The 16926-nt window shown below is 74.1% G+C and carries 15 protein-coding genes; 4 read left to right on the plus strand and 11 right to left on the minus strand.

The genetic code is table 11. The annotated features are described in order from the left end of the window. Positions 1 to 47 precede the first annotated feature (47 nt). Positions 48 to 3632, plus strand: a complete 3585-nt coding sequence (locus LOC65_RS11380) for a DUF748 domain-containing protein (RefSeq protein WP_230247547.1) — start codon at positions 48 to 50, stop codon at positions 3630 to 3632. On the opposite strand, the gene LOC65_RS11385 is transcribed toward LOC65_RS11380, so the two are convergent. Beyond that, a complete protein-coding gene (locus tag LOC65_RS11385; protein WP_164963866.1) occupies positions 3629 to 4534 on the minus strand; it encodes a LysR family transcriptional regulator in 906 nt (301 codons plus the stop codon). The genes LOC65_RS11380 and LOC65_RS11385 overlap by 4 nt on opposite strands. A gap of 86 nt (positions 4535 to 4620) precedes the next feature. Between LOC65_RS11385 and LOC65_RS11390 the strand changes: the two genes are divergently transcribed. Then, the gene (locus tag LOC65_RS11390) at positions 4621 to 5409 is read left to right on the plus strand and encodes an NAD(P)H-dependent oxidoreductase (protein WP_230247548.1); all 789 of its coding nucleotides are present in this window, start codon (positions 4621 to 4623) and stop codon (positions 5407 to 5409) included. A 16-nt stretch (positions 5410 to 5425) separates the two neighbouring features. Here the strand turns inward: LOC65_RS11390 and LOC65_RS11395 are convergent, their stop codons facing one another. Next, positions 5426 to 6619, minus strand: coding sequence for an acyl-CoA dehydrogenase (locus LOC65_RS11395; RefSeq protein WP_164963868.1), 1194 nt, complete (start codon positions 6617 to 6619; stop codon positions 5426 to 5428). Positions 6620 to 6705: 86 nt separating this feature from the next. On the opposite strand from LOC65_RS11395, the gene msrA reads away from it, so the two are divergent. Beyond that, the gene (msrA, locus tag LOC65_RS11400; protein WP_230248286.1) at positions 6706 to 7236 is read left to right on the plus strand and encodes a peptide-methionine (S)-S-oxide reductase MsrA; all 531 of its coding nucleotides are present in this window, start codon (positions 6706 to 6708) and stop codon (positions 7234 to 7236) included. Positions 7237 to 7243: 7 nt separating this feature from the next. Here msrA and LOC65_RS11405 read toward each other — a convergent pair whose 3' ends face one another. From LOC65_RS11405 to lexA, 7 genes are all read right to left on the minus strand, one after another. Further along, entirely contained in the window at positions 7244 to 8371 is a 1128-nt protein-coding gene (locus LOC65_RS11405; protein ID WP_230247549.1) for a hypothetical protein, read from the minus strand. 14 nt (positions 8372 to 8385) lie between these two features. Continuing rightward, positions 8386 to 9390 carry a hypothetical protein gene (locus LOC65_RS11410; protein WP_230247550.1) on the minus strand — a complete coding sequence of 335 codons (1005 nt, stop codon included), beginning with the start codon at positions 9388 to 9390 and terminating at the stop codon, positions 8386 to 8388. Positions 9391 to 9441: 51 nt separating this feature from the next. Continuing rightward, positions 9442 to 12705: an AAA family ATPase gene (locus LOC65_RS11415; protein ID WP_230247551.1), complete on the minus strand. Its 3264-nt coding sequence runs from the start codon at positions 12703 to 12705 to the stop codon at positions 9442 to 9444. A 57-nt stretch (positions 12706 to 12762) separates the two neighbouring features. After that, entirely contained in the window at positions 12763 to 13131 is a 369-nt protein-coding gene (locus LOC65_RS11420; protein ID WP_009856887.1) for a hypothetical protein, read from the minus strand. Then, positions 13128 to 13541, minus strand: coding sequence for a hypothetical protein (locus LOC65_RS11425; RefSeq protein ID WP_230247552.1), 414 nt, complete (start codon positions 13539 to 13541; stop codon positions 13128 to 13130). Before LOC65_RS11425 ends, LOC65_RS11420 begins: the two co-directional genes overlap by 4 nt. 275 nt (positions 13542 to 13816) lie before the next feature. Beyond that, positions 13817 to 14194, minus strand: coding sequence for a helix-hairpin-helix domain-containing protein (locus tag LOC65_RS11430; RefSeq protein ID WP_230247553.1), 378 nt, complete (start codon positions 14192 to 14194; stop codon positions 13817 to 13819). 5 nt (positions 14195 to 14199) lie between these two features. Beyond that, positions 14200 to 14895: a transcriptional repressor LexA gene (lexA, locus tag LOC65_RS11435; protein WP_230247554.1), complete on the minus strand. Its 696-nt coding sequence runs from the start codon at positions 14893 to 14895 to the stop codon at positions 14200 to 14202. 68 nt (positions 14896 to 14963) lie between these two features. Between lexA and LOC65_RS11440 the strand changes: the two genes are divergently transcribed. Continuing rightward, complete coding sequence (locus tag LOC65_RS11440; protein WP_230247555.1) at positions 14964 to 15908, plus strand: asparaginase; 945 nt, start codon at positions 14964 to 14966, stop codon at positions 15906 to 15908. Positions 15909 to 15915: 7 nt separating this feature from the next. Here LOC65_RS11440 and LOC65_RS11445 read toward each other — a convergent pair whose 3' ends face one another. Further along, complete coding sequence (locus LOC65_RS11445; RefSeq protein WP_009856892.1) at positions 15916 to 16350, minus strand: Ohr family peroxiredoxin; 435 nt, start codon at positions 16348 to 16350, stop codon at positions 15916 to 15918. Positions 16351 to 16387: 37 nt separating this feature from the next. Then, positions 16388 to 16849 carry a MarR family winged helix-turn-helix transcriptional regulator gene (locus LOC65_RS11450; RefSeq protein ID WP_230247556.1) on the minus strand — a complete coding sequence of 154 codons (462 nt, stop codon included), beginning with the start codon at positions 16847 to 16849 and terminating at the stop codon, positions 16388 to 16390. Between the last annotated feature and the right edge of the window lie 77 nt (positions 16850 to 16926).

Genomic DNA, 16926 nt, shown 5'->3' on the forward strand with positions numbered 1-16926 from the left:
GGGATGGGCGACATTGTCACCGCGGGCGGCTGAGGCATCATCGCCGCATGCTCGCGAGTTCTGACAAGACGAGCCGTCGGCTGCGCATCGCGGCCGCACTGCTCGCCATCGTCGCCGCGCTGGCCGTGGCGGCGGCGCTCCTGGTCCCCCGTGTCGTGAAGACCCAGCTGGAGCAGCGCGGCAGCGCGCTGCTCGGCCGCGGGCTGCACGTGGCCGAGGTCTCGTTCTCGCCGTTGACGCTGACGCTCGAGCTGCGTGGCCTGCAGCTCGACGCCGCGGCCGGCGATGCCGGGGCCGGCCCGCAGGCGCGCATCGAGCGGCTGGCGCTGAATCTCTCCGCGCGCAGCCTGCTGGCAGGCCTCCCGATCGTCGAGGCGCTGCAGGTCGACGCGCCGTCGCTGCGCCTGGCGCGCACCGCGGCCGGCCGCTATGACGTCGACGACCTGATCGCCCGCCTGACGGCACCGTCGCCGCCGGACGCCACGCCGGCGAGGTTCGCGCTCTACAACCTGCGCGTGCAGGGGGGCCGGCTCGACTTCGACGACCGCCCCGCAGGCCGCCAGCACGTGGTCGACGCCGTCGAGCTCGCCTTGCCCTTCGTGTCCAACGCGCCCGAGCAGGTCGACGTCGACGTCGAGCCCCGGCTGTCGCTGCGCCTGGACGGCAGCGCGCTGACGCTGCAGGGCCGCTCGCGGCCGTTCGCCGCGGATCGGGAGAGCCTGCTGACGCTGGAGCTGCCGTCGCTGGCGCTCGACCCGCTGTGGCCCTACCTGCCGCATTCGCTGCCGCTGCGCGGGCAGGGCGGCGTGCTGTCGGGGCGGCTGGACATCCGTTTCGCGCAGCCGGCCGGCAAGCCGCCCGAACTCGCGCTGCACGGCCCGCTGACGCTGTCGAGCATCGCGCTGGCGCGGCCCGATGGCGCGCCGCTGGCCGCCTGGAAGGCGCTCGAGATCGAACTCGAGGACCTGCGCCCGCTGGAGCGCCGCGTGGCGCTGAAGACCGTCCGGCTGGACACCGCGGTGCTGCACTTGCGCCGCGAGGCCTCGGGTGCGCTGGAGCTCGTGCGCCTGGCCGGCTCCGGCGCCACGGCACCGGCGGCCAACACGCCCGCCTGGCGCTGGGCCGTGGGCTCCAGCGAGGTGCTGGCGTCCAGCGTGCACTGGGAAGACGCCGCGCTGCGGCCGGCGGTGCCGCTGGAGCTGCGCGACCTGTCGCTGCGCGTGGGCCGTCTGGGCGAACCGCAACCGCCGGCGCCGGCCACCGTCGCCGGCGCCGTGCGGCTGGTCGCCGACGGCCAGGACGCGGGCCGTTTCGCCGTCGACGGCACGGCGTCGACCGTGGCGGCCGCCGTCGGCGTCGACATCGAGGCGCTCCAGCTCGCCGCCGCGGCACCCTATCTGCGCCAACAGCTGCTGCAGACGCCGACCGGGCGGGTGGACGGCCGCGTCGAGCTGGACTGGGCTGCAGGCCACGACGGCCGCCTGATGCTGCGCCTGCCGCAGGCCCGTGTCGACGGCCTGCGCTGGGGCCGCCAGGCGCTGGCCACGCTGGAACTGACCGGACTCGGCGCCGATCTGCGGGCGCGGCGGCTCGAGGCCGAGGCCCTGCGCCTGGACCGCCCGGCGCTCGACCTGGAACGCGACGCGCAGGGCCGCTGGAACGTGCTCGCCATGCTGCGCCCGCCGGCCGCCGGCGCGGCGCCGGCCACGGCCTCTGCCGGTCCGGCGTGGCAGGCCGTGCTGCGCCGGCTGAAGATCGATGGCGGCCGGCTGCACCTGTCCGATGCGGCCGCGGCGGCGCCGGTCGGCTTCGGCGTGCAGGCGCTGGCGCTGACGGCCGGCGAGCTGCGCTGGCCGGCCACGGCCCAGCCGTCGCCGCTCGAACTGTCGCTGCAGCTCGCGCCCGACCGCGTGTCCGGCGCGCCGGCTCCGGTGCCGGGCCGGCTGCAGGCCCAGGGCACGCTGGCGCTGGAGCCGCTGTCCTGGCGGGGCCGGCTGTCGCTGTCACGGCTGCCGCTGCAGGTGGCCGAACCGTACTGGCGCGCGCAACTGCCGGTGCAGGTGCGGCGCGCCGAACTCGGCTGGCGCGGCGACACCGAGCTGCGCCTGACACCGGGCGGGCCGGCCTTCTCGCTGCGCGGCAACGCCATGCTGGCCGACCTGCGTGTGCAGGCCCGCGGCGACGACGACAGCGGCGAGGCCGGCGACGAGCTGCTGGCCTGGCAGTCGCTGCGGGTCGAGGCGCTCGCGGCGTCGATGGCGCCGGGCCGGCCGCTGCAGCTGACGACCGGCCCGGTGCGCCTGTCGCGCTTCTTCTCGCGCCTGGTCGTCACGCCGCAGGGCCGCCTGAACCTGCAGGAGGCGAACGTCGCCGACGGCGCCGCCGTGGCCGTGCCGCCGCCCGCCGTCGCGGCGGCCAGCGCGCCGGCCGCGGCCGCCATGTCGCCGGTGCTCGACATCGCCGGCGTCGAGTTCGTCGACGGCCGTGTCGACTTCCGCGACCGTTTCATCCAGCCCAACTACTCGGCCTCGCTGAGCGAGCTCAACGGCAAGCTGGGCCGGCTGCGCTCGGGCACTCGCGAGATGGCGACGCTGGAGATCACCGGCCGTGCCGCCGACACCGCGACGCTGGAGGTGCGCGGTGCGCTGAACCCCACCGCCGACCCGCTGGCGCTGGACATCGCCGCCAAGGCCAGCGGGCTGGAGCTGGCGCCGCTGTCGCCGTACGCCGGCAAGTACGCCGGCTACGCGATCGAACGCGGCAAGCTCAGCATGGACGTTGCCTACCGCGTCGACGCCGACGGCCGGCTCGAGGCCCGCAACCGCATCGTGCTCAACCAGCTGACCTTCGGCGACCCGGTCGACAGCCCCGAGGCGACCAAGCTGCCGGTGCGGCTGGCGCTGGCGCTGCTGTCCGACCGCAACGGTGTCGTCGACGTCGACCTGCCGATCAGCGGCTCGATCAACGACCCCGAGTTCAGCGTCTTCGGCCTGGTGCTGAAGGTCATCGGCAACCTGATCGTCAAGGCGGTGACGGCGCCGTTCGCGCTGCTGACCGGTGGCGGCGGCGACGAGACCGGCGCGGTCGAGTTCCTGCCCGGCACCGCCACGCTGGCGCCGTCGGCCGAGGCGGCGCTGGACCGCATCGCGCAGGCGCTGAAGGACCGCCCGGCGCTGCAGACCACGGTGGCCGGTGCCGCCGATGCCCGCGCCGAACACGACGCGATCCAGGCCGCGGCGCTGGAAGAGCGCCTGCGCACCGAGCAGGCACGCGAGCGGGCGCGTGCACGCAGCGTCGCCCCGGGCGCTGCCGCGCCAGCCGCCGAGGAGCGCGAACGCACGCTGCGCCGCGTCTATGCCGACACCCGGCTGCCGGACAAGCCGCGTTACCTGATCGGCCTGGCCAAGGACATCCCCGCAGCGGAGATGGAGCGGCTGCTGAAGGCCGCGATACCGGTCAACGCCGATGTCGCGCGCGATCTGGCGCTGCGCCGCGGCGTCGCGGTGCGCGAGGCGCTGGTCGCCCGCGGCCTGCCGGCCGAGCGCCTGTTCCTCGCCGCACCCAGGCTCGACGCGGCCGAAGGCCAGGCCGGCTGGACGCCGAAGGTCGAGCTGTCGCTGGAGATGCCTTAGGCCGCCGCCACCGCCGCCGCGACCTGCTCGCGCAGCCACTGGTGCGCCGGGTCGCGGTGCAGGCGTTCGTGCCAGAGCATCAGCATCTCGAAGCCGGGCAGCTCGACCGGCGGCTCCACGACCTGCAGCGCGCCGCCCGCACGCAGCTGGCGCGCCGGCAGCATCGCCACCAGGTCGCTGGCGGCCAGCGCCGCTTCCAGGAACAGGAAGTGCGGCACCGACAGCACGACGCGCCGCGCCAGCCCTCGTGCCGCCAGCACCGGGTCGGTCGCGCCGACGAAACCGCCGCCGTCGGGCGAGACGATCGCGTGCTCCAGCGCGCAGAACTCGGCCAGCGTCGGCCGCCGCTGCAGCGCCGGATGGCCGGCGCGCGCGACGAGCACGTAGCGCTCCTGGAACAGCGGACGGCGGCGCAGGTCGGGCGGCGCCAGCTCGGTGGCATGGAAGGCGAGATCGAGTTCGCCTTGCTCCAGCTGGCGGGCGAGCGTCGGCGGCTTCAGTTCCAGCACCGCGAGCCGCGTGCCCGGCGCCGCGGCACGCAGCCGGGCCAGCGCCGGCAGCACGATCGTCGACGCGCCGTAGTCGGTGGCCGCGACGCGCCAGGTGTGGGTCGCGTGCGCCGGGTCGAACGCCGCCGACGGCGCGATCGCCTGGCCGAGTGCGGCCAGCGCCTCGTGCAGCGGCGCGCGCAGCTCCAGCGCACGCGCGGTGGGCCGCATGCCGCGTGGGCCGGGCAGCAGCAGCGGGTCGGCGAAAGCCTCGCGCAGCTTGGCGAGCTGCACGCTGACCGCCGGCTGCGACAGATGCAGGCGCGCGGCGGCACGGGTCACGTTCTGCTCGGCGAGCAGGGCGTCGAGCGTGACCAGCAGGTTGAGGTCCAGTCGCCTCAGGCTATCTTGCATGGCTATACCAGGCGTCACTGCAATTCATTTCCAATATACAGCTGGCCTGCCTATCGTGCGTCGCATCTCCTGTTGGAACACGACGCATGAAAGTCCTGATCGTCCACGCCCACCCCGAACCGCGCTCGCTGAACGGCGCGCTGAAGGACTTCGCCGTCGCGCGCCTGCAGCGCGCCGGCCACGAGGTGCAGGTCTCCGACCTGTACACGATGCACTGGAAAGCGGCGCTCGACGCCGACGATGACCGCGCCCACCCGCCCGGCGCACGTTTCGACGCCTCGGCGAACTCCAAACATGCCTTCGAGAACGGCACCCAGAGCACCGACATCGAAGCCGAGCAGGCCAAGCTGCGCTGGGCCGACACGCTGATCCTGCAGTTCCCGCTGTGGTGGTTCTCGATGCCGGCGATCCTCAAGGGCTGGGTCGACCGGGTCTACGCCTGCGGTTTTGCCTACGGTGTCGGCGAGCACTCGGACACGCACTGGGGCGACCGCTACGGCGAAGGCCTGCTCGCCGGCAAACGCGCGATGCTGGTCGTGACCACCGGCGGCTGGGCCTCGCACTACGCGCCGCGTGGCATCAACGGGCCGATCGACGACATCCTGTTCCCGATCCAGCACGGCATCCTGTTCTACCCGGGCTTCGAGGTGCTGCCGCCGCACGTCGTCTACCGCAGCGGCCGCATCGACGACGCCGGTTTCGCGCAGGCCAGCGCGGCGCTGGGCGAGCGCCTGGATGCGCTGTGGACGACGGAGCCGATCGCCTTCCGCCGCCAGAACTTCGGCGACTACCGGATCCCGGAGCTGGAACTGCGGCCCGAACTCGCGCCGGGCGAGTCGGGCTTTTCGATCCACGTCGAGCGCGCCGGCCGCTGAGCGGCCGGGCTCGCCTCTAGAAGAAGGCCTGCAGCCCCGTCTGCGCGCGCCCCAGGATCAGCGCATGCACGTCGTGCGTGCCCTCGTAGGTGTTCACCGTCTCGAGGTTGATCATGTGGCGGATGACGTGGAACTCGTCGTGGATGCCGTTGCCGCCGTGCATGTCGCGCGCCATCCGCGCGATGTCCAGCGCCTTGCCGCAGCTGTTGCGCTTGATCAGGCTGATCATCTCCGGCGCCGCCTGGCCTTCGTCGATCAGGCGGCCGACCCGCAGGCAGCCCTGCAGGCCGAGCGTGATCTCGGTCTGCATGTCGGCGAGCTTCTTCTGGATCAGCTGGTTCTGCGCCAGCGGCCGGCCGAACTGCTTGCGCTCCAGCGTGTAGCGGCGCGCGGCGTGCCAGCAGAACTCGGCGGCGCCCAGCGCGCCCCAGGCGATGCCGTAGCGCGCCTTGTTCAGGCAGCCGAACGGGCCCTTGAGGCCGGCGACGCCGGGCAGCTTGTTCTCGGCCGGCACGAAGACCTGGTCCATCACGATCTCGCCGGTGATCGAGGCGCGCAGGCTCATCTTGCCTTCGATCTTCGGAGCCGTGAGGCCCTTCATGCCCCGCTCGAGGATGTAGCCGCGGATCGCTTCCTGGCCGCCGGCAGCGCCCTGGGCATCGGTCTCCTTGGCCCAGACGACGAAGACGTCGGCGATCGGGCTGTTGGTGATCCACATCTTCGAGCCGCTCAGCACGTAACCGCCGTCGACCGGGCGGGCGCGTGTGGCCATGCTCGCCGGGTCGCTGCCGTGGTCGGGTTCGGTCAGGCCGAAGCAGCCGATCCACTCGCCGGTCGCCAGCCGAGGCAGGTACTTCTGGCGCTGTTCCTCGCTGCCGTAGGCGTGGATCGGGTGCATGACCAGCGAGCTCTGCACGCTCATCGCGCTGCGGTAGCCCGAGTCGACACGCTCGACCTCGCGCGCCACCAGGCCGTAGCTGACGTGGTTCAGGCCGGCGCAGCCGTAGCCTTCGATCGTGCAGCCGAGCAGGCCCAGCGCACCCATCTCGGACATGATCTCGCGGTCGAAACGCTCCTCGCGTGCCGCGCTCAGCACGCGCGGCTGGAGCTTGTCCTGGCAGTAGTCGCGCGCCGCGTCGCGCACCGCACGTTCGTCCTCGGCGAGCTGCTGTTCGAGCAGAAAAGGGTCATCCCACTGGAAGCGCTGCATGTGTCCTCGTCTCCGGATAATCCAGCGCGCAGTGTAAGGACCGGGCCGTGGCGGCCCGTCACCGCTGCGACAAGGAGCTTGCAGAGATGGCGGTGCAGACGATCACGCTGGGCGGCGGCTGCTTCTGGTGCGTCGAGGCGGTGTACGAACTGGTCGACGGCGTGCTCGGCGTCGAGTCGGGTTACAGCAACGGCCAGGTGCGCCAGCCGAGCTACGAGCAGGTCTGCGAAGGCCGCACCGGCCACGCCGAGGTCGTGCGCGTGCGCTTCGACGACGAGCGCATCTCGCTGCGCGAGATCCTGGAGATCTTCTTCACCGTGCACGACCCGACGACACGCGACCGCCAGGGCAACGACGTCGGCCCGCAGTACCGCTCGGCGATCTACTGGCACACGCCGGAGCAGGAAGCGGTGGTGCGCGAGGTGCACGCCGAGGCCGACCGGGCGCTGGGCGGGCGGGTCGTCACCGAACTCGCACGCGAAGACAACTACTGGCCGGCCGAGGCCTACCACCAGCATTACTTCGTGCAGCACCCGCAGCAGGGCTACTGCGCCTACGTCATCGCACCGAAGGTCGAGAAGTTCCGCAAGACCTTCCGCCAACGCGTGCGCGGCTGAGCCCGCGTCAGCGTTTGAGCAGGCCGCCGAGCGTGTCCAGCAACTGCTGCACCTCGGCCGTGCCGGCGGCCACGCCGCCGCCCCCCGCGCCCAGCGTGCCGAAGTCCAGCGCGTACTCCCGCTGCAGCCGCAGCTGGTTGGACGGCAGCAGCTCGTACTGCTCGACGGCCAGCGACGGCGTGAAACGCGTGCCGACACGCGTCTTGCCGACAAAACGTGTGTAGCGGAACTGCGCCCGGCGCGACTCGCCCGGGGCCAGCGTGAACTGCGAACTCGCGCGTTCGCGTGTCGACACCGGGATGCCCTGCACGTCGCTGCGGCGGCGCGAGTCGACCGTGTAGCGCTGCCCGAGTTCGTCGAGCATGACGCCGGTGTCCTGCTTGTAGTTCAGGATCATCGGCTCAGCCGACCGGTTGTGGAACACGACACCGACGACGATGCCCTGGTTGTTGCCCTTGACCGCCTCGGGCGCCAGGCGTTCGACGTGCGCGGAGAGCGCGCCGTTGACGACGCAGCCCGGCCGGCCCTGGCAGGCGTCGCCGGGCGCGGCACCCACGTTTGCTGCGGCGGCCGCGGGCGCTGCCGCCGCGACGCCGTCGCGCAGGCCGGTGTAGCGCAGCAGCGTCTCGCGGCCCAGGCGCTGCTGGCCGCCGGGCAGCGGCTCGACTTCGCGCAGCGCCAGTTCCAGGTCGAACCGCGTGCCGTGGATGCCCTTGACGAAGGCCGTGACCTCGATGCGGGCGTCGCCCGCCTCGCCCGGCGCGAGCGTGAAACGCGGGTCGAAGCTCTGGCGCGTCGCCGCGCCGAGGCCGCGCAGCCCGGTGCGTGTGTTCGGCATCGTGTAGCGCGTGCCCTGGTCGTCGAGCGCGGCAGCCGAGCCGGAGACGTAGACCAGCGTCAGCGGCGCGCCGGTCTTGTTGCGCAGCCGCAGCGTCGCCGCCAGCGGGCGGTTCTTGTTGCCGGTCTGCAGCACGCGGAAGTCGCTCAGCGTGGCGCTGAAACGCGGGTTCTCGATGCAGGGTTCGCTGCCGCGGCAGTCCTGGGCGGCGGCTGGCAGCGCCGGCAGGCCGGCGAAGACGATGCAGGCCAGCCAGGAGGCGGCGGCGCGACGGCCGGGCAGGGCAATGGCTCTCATGTCGGCCTCCTCGTTCACAGCTTGGGCGCCTGGCCCTTGCGGGCGGCGTCCTGGACCTCGCGCTGGCGGCGTTCGGCGTCGCGCTGCTGCAGCGCCTGTTCGGTGGCGGCCACCCGGGCGTAGCCGCGGGCCTGGTCGACGATGCCGACACCCATCGCCTGGGCCAGCCCGGGGTTCTCGCGCGAGGGGCGGATCGTCGCCACGACGACCAGCCCGCAGGCCTCGGACAGCCCGACGCCGGCGTCGACCGTCGGCACGATGCTGCATTCGGTGGCCAGGCGTTCGCCGGCGGCCACGCGCCGCCCGGCCGGGTCGTGCACCCAGCGCAGCTCGACGCTGCCGAGGCTGTGGTCGGCGCGGCGGCGCAGGTCCTGCGTCCAGCTCGGTTCGCCGTACTTGCCGAGCAGGGCCTGGATCACGCCATCGGTGGCCGGCAGCGCGTCGGCGGCGAACGCCTGCTCGCGCACCAGGTGCGTCACACGCTCCTCGCCCGGCAGGCCCATCGTGCCGACGTACCAGCGCGAGAGCCCCGGCGCGAGCCCGGCGCGCACGGCGTTGTTGCCGCGTGCCGTCGCGTCGGCCTGCATCTCGCGCAGGATCTGCTGGCCACTCTTGTGCACCCGCGCTTCGGCCGGGCGGGCGTGGAAACCCTGGCGCACCGCAGGCTCCGACGGCGGCAGCCGGAAGCGGTTCGCCAGGTCGGGCGCCATGACCAGCAGCGGTTCGCTGCACAGCACGCGCCGCACGGCCTCGTCCCAGGGCTGGCCCGGGCGCACGCCGAGCACGTCGTCGACCGGCTCGCCGGGCGGCGGCGAGGCCGGCGCCGGTGCCGGGCAGCGCAGGTTGCCGCGCCTCTCGCGCGCCACCTCTTCGGCGCTGGCGTCGGCAGCTTTCGCGCCCTGGCGCGCCTGGGCGGCCGGCATCGGATCGGGTGGCGAGCGTTCGCTGCAGGCGGCGAGGGCCAGCGCGGCGGCCAGCGTGATCGGCATCAGCGAGACAGCGGTGTTCGGACGTGGCATCGGGCGCTCCTGAAGGCGCCCCCACTGTCGAAAGCCGGCGTTACCCGGCCGTTACCGCTCCAGCAGTGCCGCGCGTGCGGCCTCGCGCCGCGCCCGCGCCGCGACGCGTGGCGACGCCACCAGGGCGCGGGCGGCCAGCGTCCACATCGTGCGCGGCGCCAGGTCGATGGGCCGCGGCGCCGTCCGGGCCAGCAAGGCGCGCGCCTCGGCGGCCGCGGTCTCGGCGTCGCCGGCATCGCCGGTGTCGAGCAGGCAGCCGATGCGCAGCCAGCCGTAACGCGCGGCGTTGGCGTGCTGCTCGACCGCGTGCGCCTGTGCCTGCAGCCCGGCCAGCCCGGCAGCGGCCAACGGTGCCGGGCCGGCCAGCAGGCGTTCGGCCTGCAGCGCGAGGCTCTGCACCGGGTCGCCGGTGGCACCCAGCACGGCCTCGCCGGCGGCCAGCGCCGGTGCCGGGTCCTGGCCGCGTGCGCGTGCGATGCGCGCCGCCAGCACGTGGTGTCGCGCGGCGATGAACGGCGGGGTCTGCGCCGTCGGCGCCACCAGGCAGGCCGCGGCGGCGTCGGTTTCGCCGCGCATCAGCTCGCCGCCGGCCATCGCGTTGGCGGCGATGACCGGCCACAGCGAGGCGCCGCCGCAGCGCTCGAAGGCGTCCCGAGCGCGTGCGATCGCGGCCAGCGCCTCGGCGATGCGGCCCAGCCCCAGCAGCACGTAGCCGTGGTTCAGGTCGACGTTGGCGCCGTGCACGCCGTCGGCCGGCCCGAGCTGGGCGCGCAGCTCGAGCGCCGCCTCGGCCGCGGCGAGCGCGTCGCCGTAGCGGCCCAGGCTGACCAGCAGGCTGGCCATGTTGCTGCTGCAGGTGCAGGCCTCCATCAGGTCGCCGGCGCGGCGGGCGAGCACGATGCAGCGCGCCAGCACACGCGTGCATTCGGCCAGCCGGCCGGCGCGGTGCAGCACCCAGCTGCGTGTGGACAGATAGGCGAAACGCTGGGCCGGCGCCGCCGCCAGCAGCGGCGCGGCCTGCTCCAGACCGTGCAGCGCCTGCGCCATGCGGCCGAACTGCACCTGCGTCGTCGCCAGGTGTTGCGCGGCACGCAGCTCGGCCGCGGCGTCGCCACGGCGCCGCGCCAGCGCCAGCGCCTGCTCGGCCAGCGGCAGTGCCGCCTCGTAGTCGCCGGCGACCTGCAGCACGCCGAGGTGCACGACCAGCACCGCCAGACGCTGGCCTTCGTCCTGCGCTTTCTCGAGCAGGGCGGCCGTCTGCCGGCTCACGGCTTCGGGACCGGTGGTGAAGAGCCGGGCCTCGACGCTGTCCAGCCGGTCGGCGAGCGCCGCGTCGGCACGGCCGCAGGCCTCCCAGGCGGCGATCGCGTGGTCCCAGAGCGTGGTTTCCTCCAGCGGCCGGGCACGCCGGCGCGCCTCGAGCGCCGCCGCGCGCCATTGCGCCGCGGCCAGCTCTGGGCGGCCGGCCTGCTGCCAGTGGTGGGCCAGCCGACGCGCCGGCACCGGTTGCTGCGCCAGCCAGGCGGCGGCACGGCCGTGAAGCCAGGCGCGCAGCGGCGCGGGCAGCGCGTCGCGCACGGCGGCACGCACCAGGTCGTGCAGCTGGCCCTGCGCGTCCAGCCACTGACTGGCCTGCAGCGTGCGCACCGCCGGTGACCAGTCCAGCGGCATGCCGCCCAGCATCGCCGCCGCGTCGCCCAGCGTCAGCGGCCTCTCGAGCACCGCCGCGACGCCGGCGAGCTGGCGCGCCGCCTCGGGCAGGGCCTGCAGCCGGGCCTGGACGACGGCAGCGGCGCCGGCCGGGGCGCTGCCGGGGTCGAAGGCCGTGCCGGGCTGCTCGTGCAGCGCGCGCAGCGTCTCCAGCACGAACAGCGGGATGCCGCCGGTGTAGCGCAGCAGGGCGTCGGCATCGGCGGCCGTGCCGTCGGCGACGTCGGCCAGCAACTGCTGCAGCTGCGCGGCGTCCAGCGGCTGCAGCGGGAGGTGGCGCGGCGGGTCGGACGCGGCCATCCAGCGCACCAGCGCCGGCGGCTGCTCGCCGCTGCGCACCGCGAGCCAGCACGGCAGACCGTCGCCGGCCAGCGCCGGCAGCAGCTCCAGCGTCGCGGCGTCGGCCTGGTGCACGTCGTCGAAGGCCAGCAGGCGCAGCGGCGTGCGCCCCGGCGGCGGCCGCAGCGCCTGGGCCAGCGCACGCTGCAGGCGCAGCGCATCGAGCCGGGGCGGGGCCTCGGCGCCGAGTTCGGGCAGCAGTGCCGAGAGTTCACGCCGCGCCCAGCCGGGCAGGGCCTGCGGACCGTCGGGCCAGAGCGCGTCGCTGTCGAACCAGAGCCGCGCCAGCAGCCGCGCGAGCAGCGCGTAAGGCCGTTCGGCGTCGCCCGGCCGCGCCGCCAGCCGCAGCACGCCGTCGTGCGGCTGCAGGAAGTCGGCGAGCAGGCGGGTCTTGCCGAGCCCGGCGGCGCCTTCGACGAGCAGCGTCGCCGCGTCGCGCCAGGCGGCGTCCAGCAGCTGCCAGGCAGATTCGCGGCCGACCAGGCGCGGCGGCCGCCGCAGCACCGGCGGCAACGGCCTCGGGGCGCGGCGTGGCGCCTCACCCTGGCGCAGGCTGGCGGCCAGTGCGGCGGTTTCGTCGTCCGGCAGTTCGCCCAGCTCGGCGTCCAGGCGTTCGGCGAAGCGGCGGTAGACCTCGATCGCCGCGCCGAGGTCACCGCGAAGATGGTGCAGCCGCATCAGCCGGCGCGCGGCGTGGTCCGACAGCGGCTCGTATTCGGCCAGGCGCTGCGCCAGCAGCAGCGCAGCGGCCAGACGCTGTTCGGCCTCGAGCGTGCTGGCCACGCGCGCCAGCGCCTGGGCGCGCAGCAGGCGCCAGCGTTCACGCGCCTGCGTCAGCCAGCGTTCGACCTCGGGGCAGTCGTCGAAGGCGAGCCCTTCCAGCCAGTCGCCGTCCAGCGCCGAGGCGTCGGCGGCCAGCGCGCCGTCGGGGTCGAGTGCCGGGTGTCGGAGTGCGGCAGCCGGGCGCAGGCGCTCGTCGCCGTCGATGACGGGCTGCCCGGCGCTGCGGGCCAGGCGAAAGCGCCGCTGGCGCAGGCTGGCGAGCGCACGCGCGGGGTCGGCCCCGGGCCAGAGCCAGCGCGCCAGCTGCTCGCGCGAGGCGCTGCCGTCGAGCGCCAGGATGGCCAGCAGCGCGGCGTCCTTGCGGCTGAGCTCGTGCACCACGGCGCCGGCATGCAGCCGGTGCCGGCGCAGCAGTTCGAGCCGCAGCACAGGCGCGGGCGAGGGCGGAGGCGGCGTCGCCGCAGGGCCGTCCGGCGTCGTCATGGCGCCGATTCTGGCCAGCGCCGCGCGCTGCGCCTACCGCGCGATCCGGCGGTGGGTTCAGCGCGTCAGGACGCGGCTGGACAGGAAGTCGGTGGCCGGTGCGCCGCAGCGAAACAGCGTGTCCAGGCTGGCACGCAGCAGCGGCTCGAGCGCCGACTGGCCGGCGTCGGCCAGCGCCTCGAACACGGTGCCGCGCAGCAGCCACAGGTCCGACGGCTGCTCGGCGGCCCGGATCTGGCGGCGCACCCATTCGGCGTGTGAGCCCTCCAGGCCTTCGACGGCGGTGAGGAAGTCGTGTTTGGTCGTCACGAAGGCCCGGCGCTCGGCCAGCCGCGCCAGGCGCGGGCCGGCGAGCGCGACAGCCCCGACCACCGGGTGGACCGCGATCGGCGCACGGGCGACGGAGCGCAGGGTGAGCGTGTTCATGGCGCCTTCAGCCGGTTGCGGCCGCGCTTGGGGAAGTGGGCGTTCAGGCGGGTGACGCGGCGCTCGGCCTCCGACTGGCTGCGGTGCAGCGCGACGACACGGTAGACGTCGGCCCGCAGGTGCCACAGTTCACGCAGCGTGCGGGCCTGGCCGATGCGCTCGGCGAGCCGGCCGACGTCAGCCCCGGCGAGATCGTGCAGGCTGTCCAGGAACTGCTGGCGCGCCTGCGGCAACTGGCTCAGCGGCGGCGCCGCGTCCTTGGCCGCGGGGGCCGTCAACCAGAAGACGAAGCGGTCCCAGGCGGCCGTCGGCGCGGTGCGCAACGACGGCGGCGGCACCGGGGTGCGACCGAAACCTGCGTTGTCCGCTTGATGCGAGGTGTTCCAGGGCGACATGCTCGAACTGGTCATGAGCGTGATATCGGCCACGAATGGCGCTGCTTGAGTCCATTGTGTGCGGCTCGACCCAGGTTTAAGCGCCGAACAGCGTGGCCGATGCCGGTCAGTTCTGCGTGAGCCACGCGCACGTGGCCGCGGCGCCGGCTGCACGCCGACGCGGCGCGATGCCGGCCACGCAGCCCCGGCAGGCGGGGGATCGGACGCGGCGGTCAGGCGCGGCGATCAGGCGCGGCAGTCGGACCCGGTATGGCAGGACTCGCCGCGATCAGCAAAACCTGCCGACGGTTTCAGACGACGCCGTGCCGGGCCTTGCGTTCAGCGGTGTAGCTCCACCACGGGCGCGGCTCGGCGCCACGCATGAAGTCGACGGCGGCCATGAAGGTGTCGAGCACGCAGGGGTCCTGGCGCTTGCCGGTGGCGTCGCAGAGCGCGCGGTACAGCGCCAGCGCGTCGCGTTCGGCCAGCTCGCGCGGGTGCTGGATGCCGAGCAGGCGCAGGTCACCGGCAATCGACGGGCCGATGTTGGGCAGTTGTTCGAGCAGCTCGCACTCGTCGGCCGTGCGCGCCTTCAGCGGCCGCGGCGCCTTGGGGGCGCGCGGCGGGCGGGCCGGCCCCGGCAGCGGCGGCGCCGAAGGCAGCGTGCGACGGGCGTAGGGCGCGGCCATCACGCTCACATCAGCATCGTGTTGCGGATCAGGCCGACCGCGATGCCTTCGAGCTCGAAACCCTGGTCGCTGCCTTCCAGCGGCACGACGATGGTCTGGAAGTCGGGGTTCTCGGGGATCAGCTCGATCGCCGCCTTGGTGCGGCGGAAACGCTTGACGGTGACGTCGTCGCCCAGGCGCGCGACGACGATCTGGCCGTTCTTGGCCTCGTGCGCCTTCTGCACCGCGAGCAGGTCGCCGTCCATGATGCCGGCGTCGCGCATGCTCATGCCGCGCACCTTCAGCAGGTAGTCGGGCTTGCGCTGGAACAGCGAGGCCTCGACGACGAAGCTCTGGTCGATGTGTTCCTGCGCCAGGATCGGGCTGCCGGCGGCGACGCGGCCCACGAGCGGCAGCGTCAGCTGCGCCAGGCTGGGCAGCGGCAGGCTGAACTGCTTGCCGTGCTGCGACAGGCGCGCCTCGGCCAGCGCGCGCAGTGTGTCAGACTTCAGCCGGATGCCACGCGAGGTGTTGCCGACGAGTTCGATGACACCTTTGCGGGCGAGCGCCTGCAGGTGCTCCTCGGCCGCGTTGGCCGAACGGAAGCCCAGCTCGGCGGCGATCTCGGCCCGGGTCGGCGGGGCGCCGGTGCGCTCGATCGCGCTTTGCACGAGGTCGAGGATCTGCTGCTGTCGCGGCGTGAGCTTGGGGCTGTCGTCCATCGCGTGATCCGGTCTTTGAGACTGGAGATTCATCCAGATCACTGTATTTTCATCCAGAGGACCACGGAATGCAAAGCGAATCGCGTGTCGTCGCGCTCGTCGCCACCGGCGGCACGATCGCCGGCACGGCTGCCCGCGGCGACGATCTCGTCGGCTACGACGCCGGCGCGCTGTCGGCCGAACAGCTGACCGCGGCGGTGCCGGCGCTGGCCGGCGAGGCGCTGGAGACCTGGACGCTGGCGCGGCTGGACAGCTGCGACATGGACCACGCGACCTGGGCGCTGCTGCGCCGCGAACTGCAGTCGCGGCTGGCGCGGCCGGAGGTTGCCGGCGTCGTCGTCACGCACGGCACCGACACGCTGGAGGAGACCGCCTGGTTCCTGCACCGCACGCTGGCCGCGCCCAAGCCGGTGGTGCTGACCGCGGCGATGCGCCCGGCCAGCGCGCCGTCGCCCGACGGCCCGCAGAACCTGCTCGACGCCGTGCGGCTGGCGCGTGTACCCGGCGCACGCGGCGTGCTGGTCGCCTTCGGCGGCAAGGTCTGGGCGGGCGGTGAGCTGCGCAAGCTGCACGGCTGGCAGCTGGACGCCTTCTCGGCGGGTGACGCCGGGGCCTTGGCGCTCGTTGAAGACGGTGCCTTCCGCCGGCTGCGCGACTGGCCGGCGCCTGAGTTGCATCCCGCGCCGGTCGGCGAGGTGCCGCCGGGCCAATGGCCGCGGGTCGAGATCGTCACCAGCCATGCTGGCGCCAGCGGCCGCATCGTCGATGCGCTGGTGGCCGACGGGGTGGACGGTCTGGTGATCGCCGGCACCGGCAACGGCACGGTGCACAAGGCGCTGCGCGAGGCGGCGGCGCGGGCATTGGCGGCCGGGGTGGCCGTGGTGCGCGCCTCGCGCTGCCTGGCGGGCGGCGTCGTCGGCACGACCGATGGCGCCTTGCCGCACTACGGCGCGGCGACGCCGGCGCAGGCGCGCATTGAGCTGATGCTGGACCTGCTGGCGCGCCGCGCCTGAGCCGCCGTCAGGCGACCGACAGCGCGACGTCGACGTTGCCGCGCGTCGCGTTGGAGTACGGGCAGACCTCGTGCGCCTCGGCGACCAGCGCCTCGGCTTCGGCACGCTCGAAGCCCGGCAGCGACACCGTCAGCGCGACGGCGATGCCGAACGCACCCGGCTTGCCGGCGTGCGGGCCGATCGAGACTTCGGCGTGGATGGCCACGTCGGCGGGGATCGCCTTCTTGTGGCGGGCGCCGACGGCCTTCAGCGCGCCGATGAAGCAGGCGGCGTAACCGGCGGCGAAGAGCTGCTCGGGGTTGGTGCCGGCGCCGTCGTCGCCGCCCAGCGCCTTGGGCGTCGACAGCTGGATGTCCAGACGGCCGTCGTCGGACTTGGCGGTGCCGGTGCGGCCGCCGGTGGCGGTGCCGCGGGCGGTGTAGAGCGCTTTTTCGATGGCCATGGGAAGTCTCCTTGCAGTGGCGTCGTGAAGGGCGGCCTCAGGCCGCGCGGGGAAGGGATTCGTTGATGCGCCGGCGCAGCGCCTGAACACGCTCGACGAGTGCGGCCAGTTCGGCGGCGTCGCAGTCGACGCCGGCCAGCAGCCGGCCTTGAAGCTCGACGGCCCGGTCTTGCAGCGCGACGCCGGCTTCGGTCGGCTCGACGTAGACGCGGCGCTGGTCGGCCTCGTCGCGCTCGCGGCGCACCAGACCGGCGCGTTCGAGCCGCCGCAGCAGCGGCGTCAGCGTGCCGGACTCCAGGTCCAGCCGCTCGCCGATGCCCGAGACCGTCTGCCGGCCTTCGTGCCACAGCACCAGCATGACGAGGTACTGCGGGTAGGTCAGGCCCAGCGGGTCGAGCAGCGGCCGGTACAGCCGCGTCATCGCCAGCGAGCCCGCGTACAGCGCGAAGCAGAGCTGGCGTTCCAGCGGCAGCAGGGCGGGGGCGTCGGTCGAGGCCATGGGCCGCACTGTAGACAGTTGCGCGCAACTCGGTTGCGCACAACTTGATACGCCGACGGCGCGAAGGGTCGAAGCCG

Origin of the sequence: Rubrivivax sp. JA1055 (assembly GCF_020966565.1) — a bacterium.
Classification (GTDB): domain Bacteria; phylum Pseudomonadota; class Gammaproteobacteria; order Burkholderiales; family Burkholderiaceae_C; genus Rubrivivax; species Rubrivivax benzoatilyticus.

Bases quoted from the DNA above. Each gene is read 5' to 3' on its own strand.
- LOC65_RS11410 (WP_230247550.1), bottom strand. From the start codon at position 9,390: ATGCCACGTCCGAACACCGCTGTCTCGCTGATGCCGATCACGCTGGCC.
- LOC65_RS11420 (WP_009856887.1), bottom strand. From the start codon at position 13,131: ATGAACACGCTCACCCTGCGCTCCGTCGCCCGTGCGCCGATCGCGGTC.
- LOC65_RS11405 (WP_230247549.1), bottom strand. From the start codon at position 8,371: ATGAGAGCCATTGCCCTGCCCGGCCGTCGCGCCGCCGCCTCCTGGCTG.
- LOC65_RS11430 (WP_230247553.1), bottom strand. From the start codon at position 14,194: ATGGCCGCGCCCTACGCCCGTCGCACGCTGCCTTCGGCGCCGCCGCTG.
- LOC65_RS11445 (WP_009856892.1), bottom strand. From the start codon at position 16,350: ATGGCCATCGAAAAAGCGCTCTACACCGCCCGCGGCACCGCCACCGGC.
- LOC65_RS11395 (WP_164963868.1), bottom strand. From the start codon at position 6,619: ATGCAGCGCTTCCAGTGGGATGACCCTTTTCTGCTCGAACAGCAGCTC.
- LOC65_RS11390 (WP_230247548.1), top strand. From the start codon at position 4,621: ATGAAAGTCCTGATCGTCCACGCCCACCCCGAACCGCGCTCGCTGAAC.
- LOC65_RS11450 (WP_230247556.1), bottom strand. From the start codon at position 16,849: ATGGCCTCGACCGACGCCCCCGCCCTGCTGCCGCTGGAACGCCAGCTC.
- lexA (WP_230247554.1), bottom strand. From the start codon at position 14,895: ATGGACGACAGCCCCAAGCTCACGCCGCGACAGCAGCAGATCCTCGAC.
- LOC65_RS11440 (WP_230247555.1), top strand. From the start codon at position 14,964: ATGCAAAGCGAATCGCGTGTCGTCGCGCTCGTCGCCACCGGCGGCACG.
- LOC65_RS11380 (WP_230247547.1), top strand. From the start codon at position 48: ATGCTCGCGAGTTCTGACAAGACGAGCCGTCGGCTGCGCATCGCGGCC.
- LOC65_RS11385 (WP_164963866.1), bottom strand. From the start codon at position 4,534: ATGCAAGATAGCCTGAGGCGACTGGACCTCAACCTGCTGGTCACGCTC.
- LOC65_RS11425 (WP_230247552.1), bottom strand. From the start codon at position 13,541: ATGACCAGTTCGAGCATGTCGCCCTGGAACACCTCGCATCAAGCGGAC.
- LOC65_RS11415 (WP_230247551.1), bottom strand. From the start codon at position 12,705: ATGACGACGCCGGACGGCCCTGCGGCGACGCCGCCTCCGCCCTCGCCC.
- msrA (WP_230248286.1), top strand. From the start codon at position 6,706: ATGGCGGTGCAGACGATCACGCTGGGCGGCGGCTGCTTCTGGTGCGTC.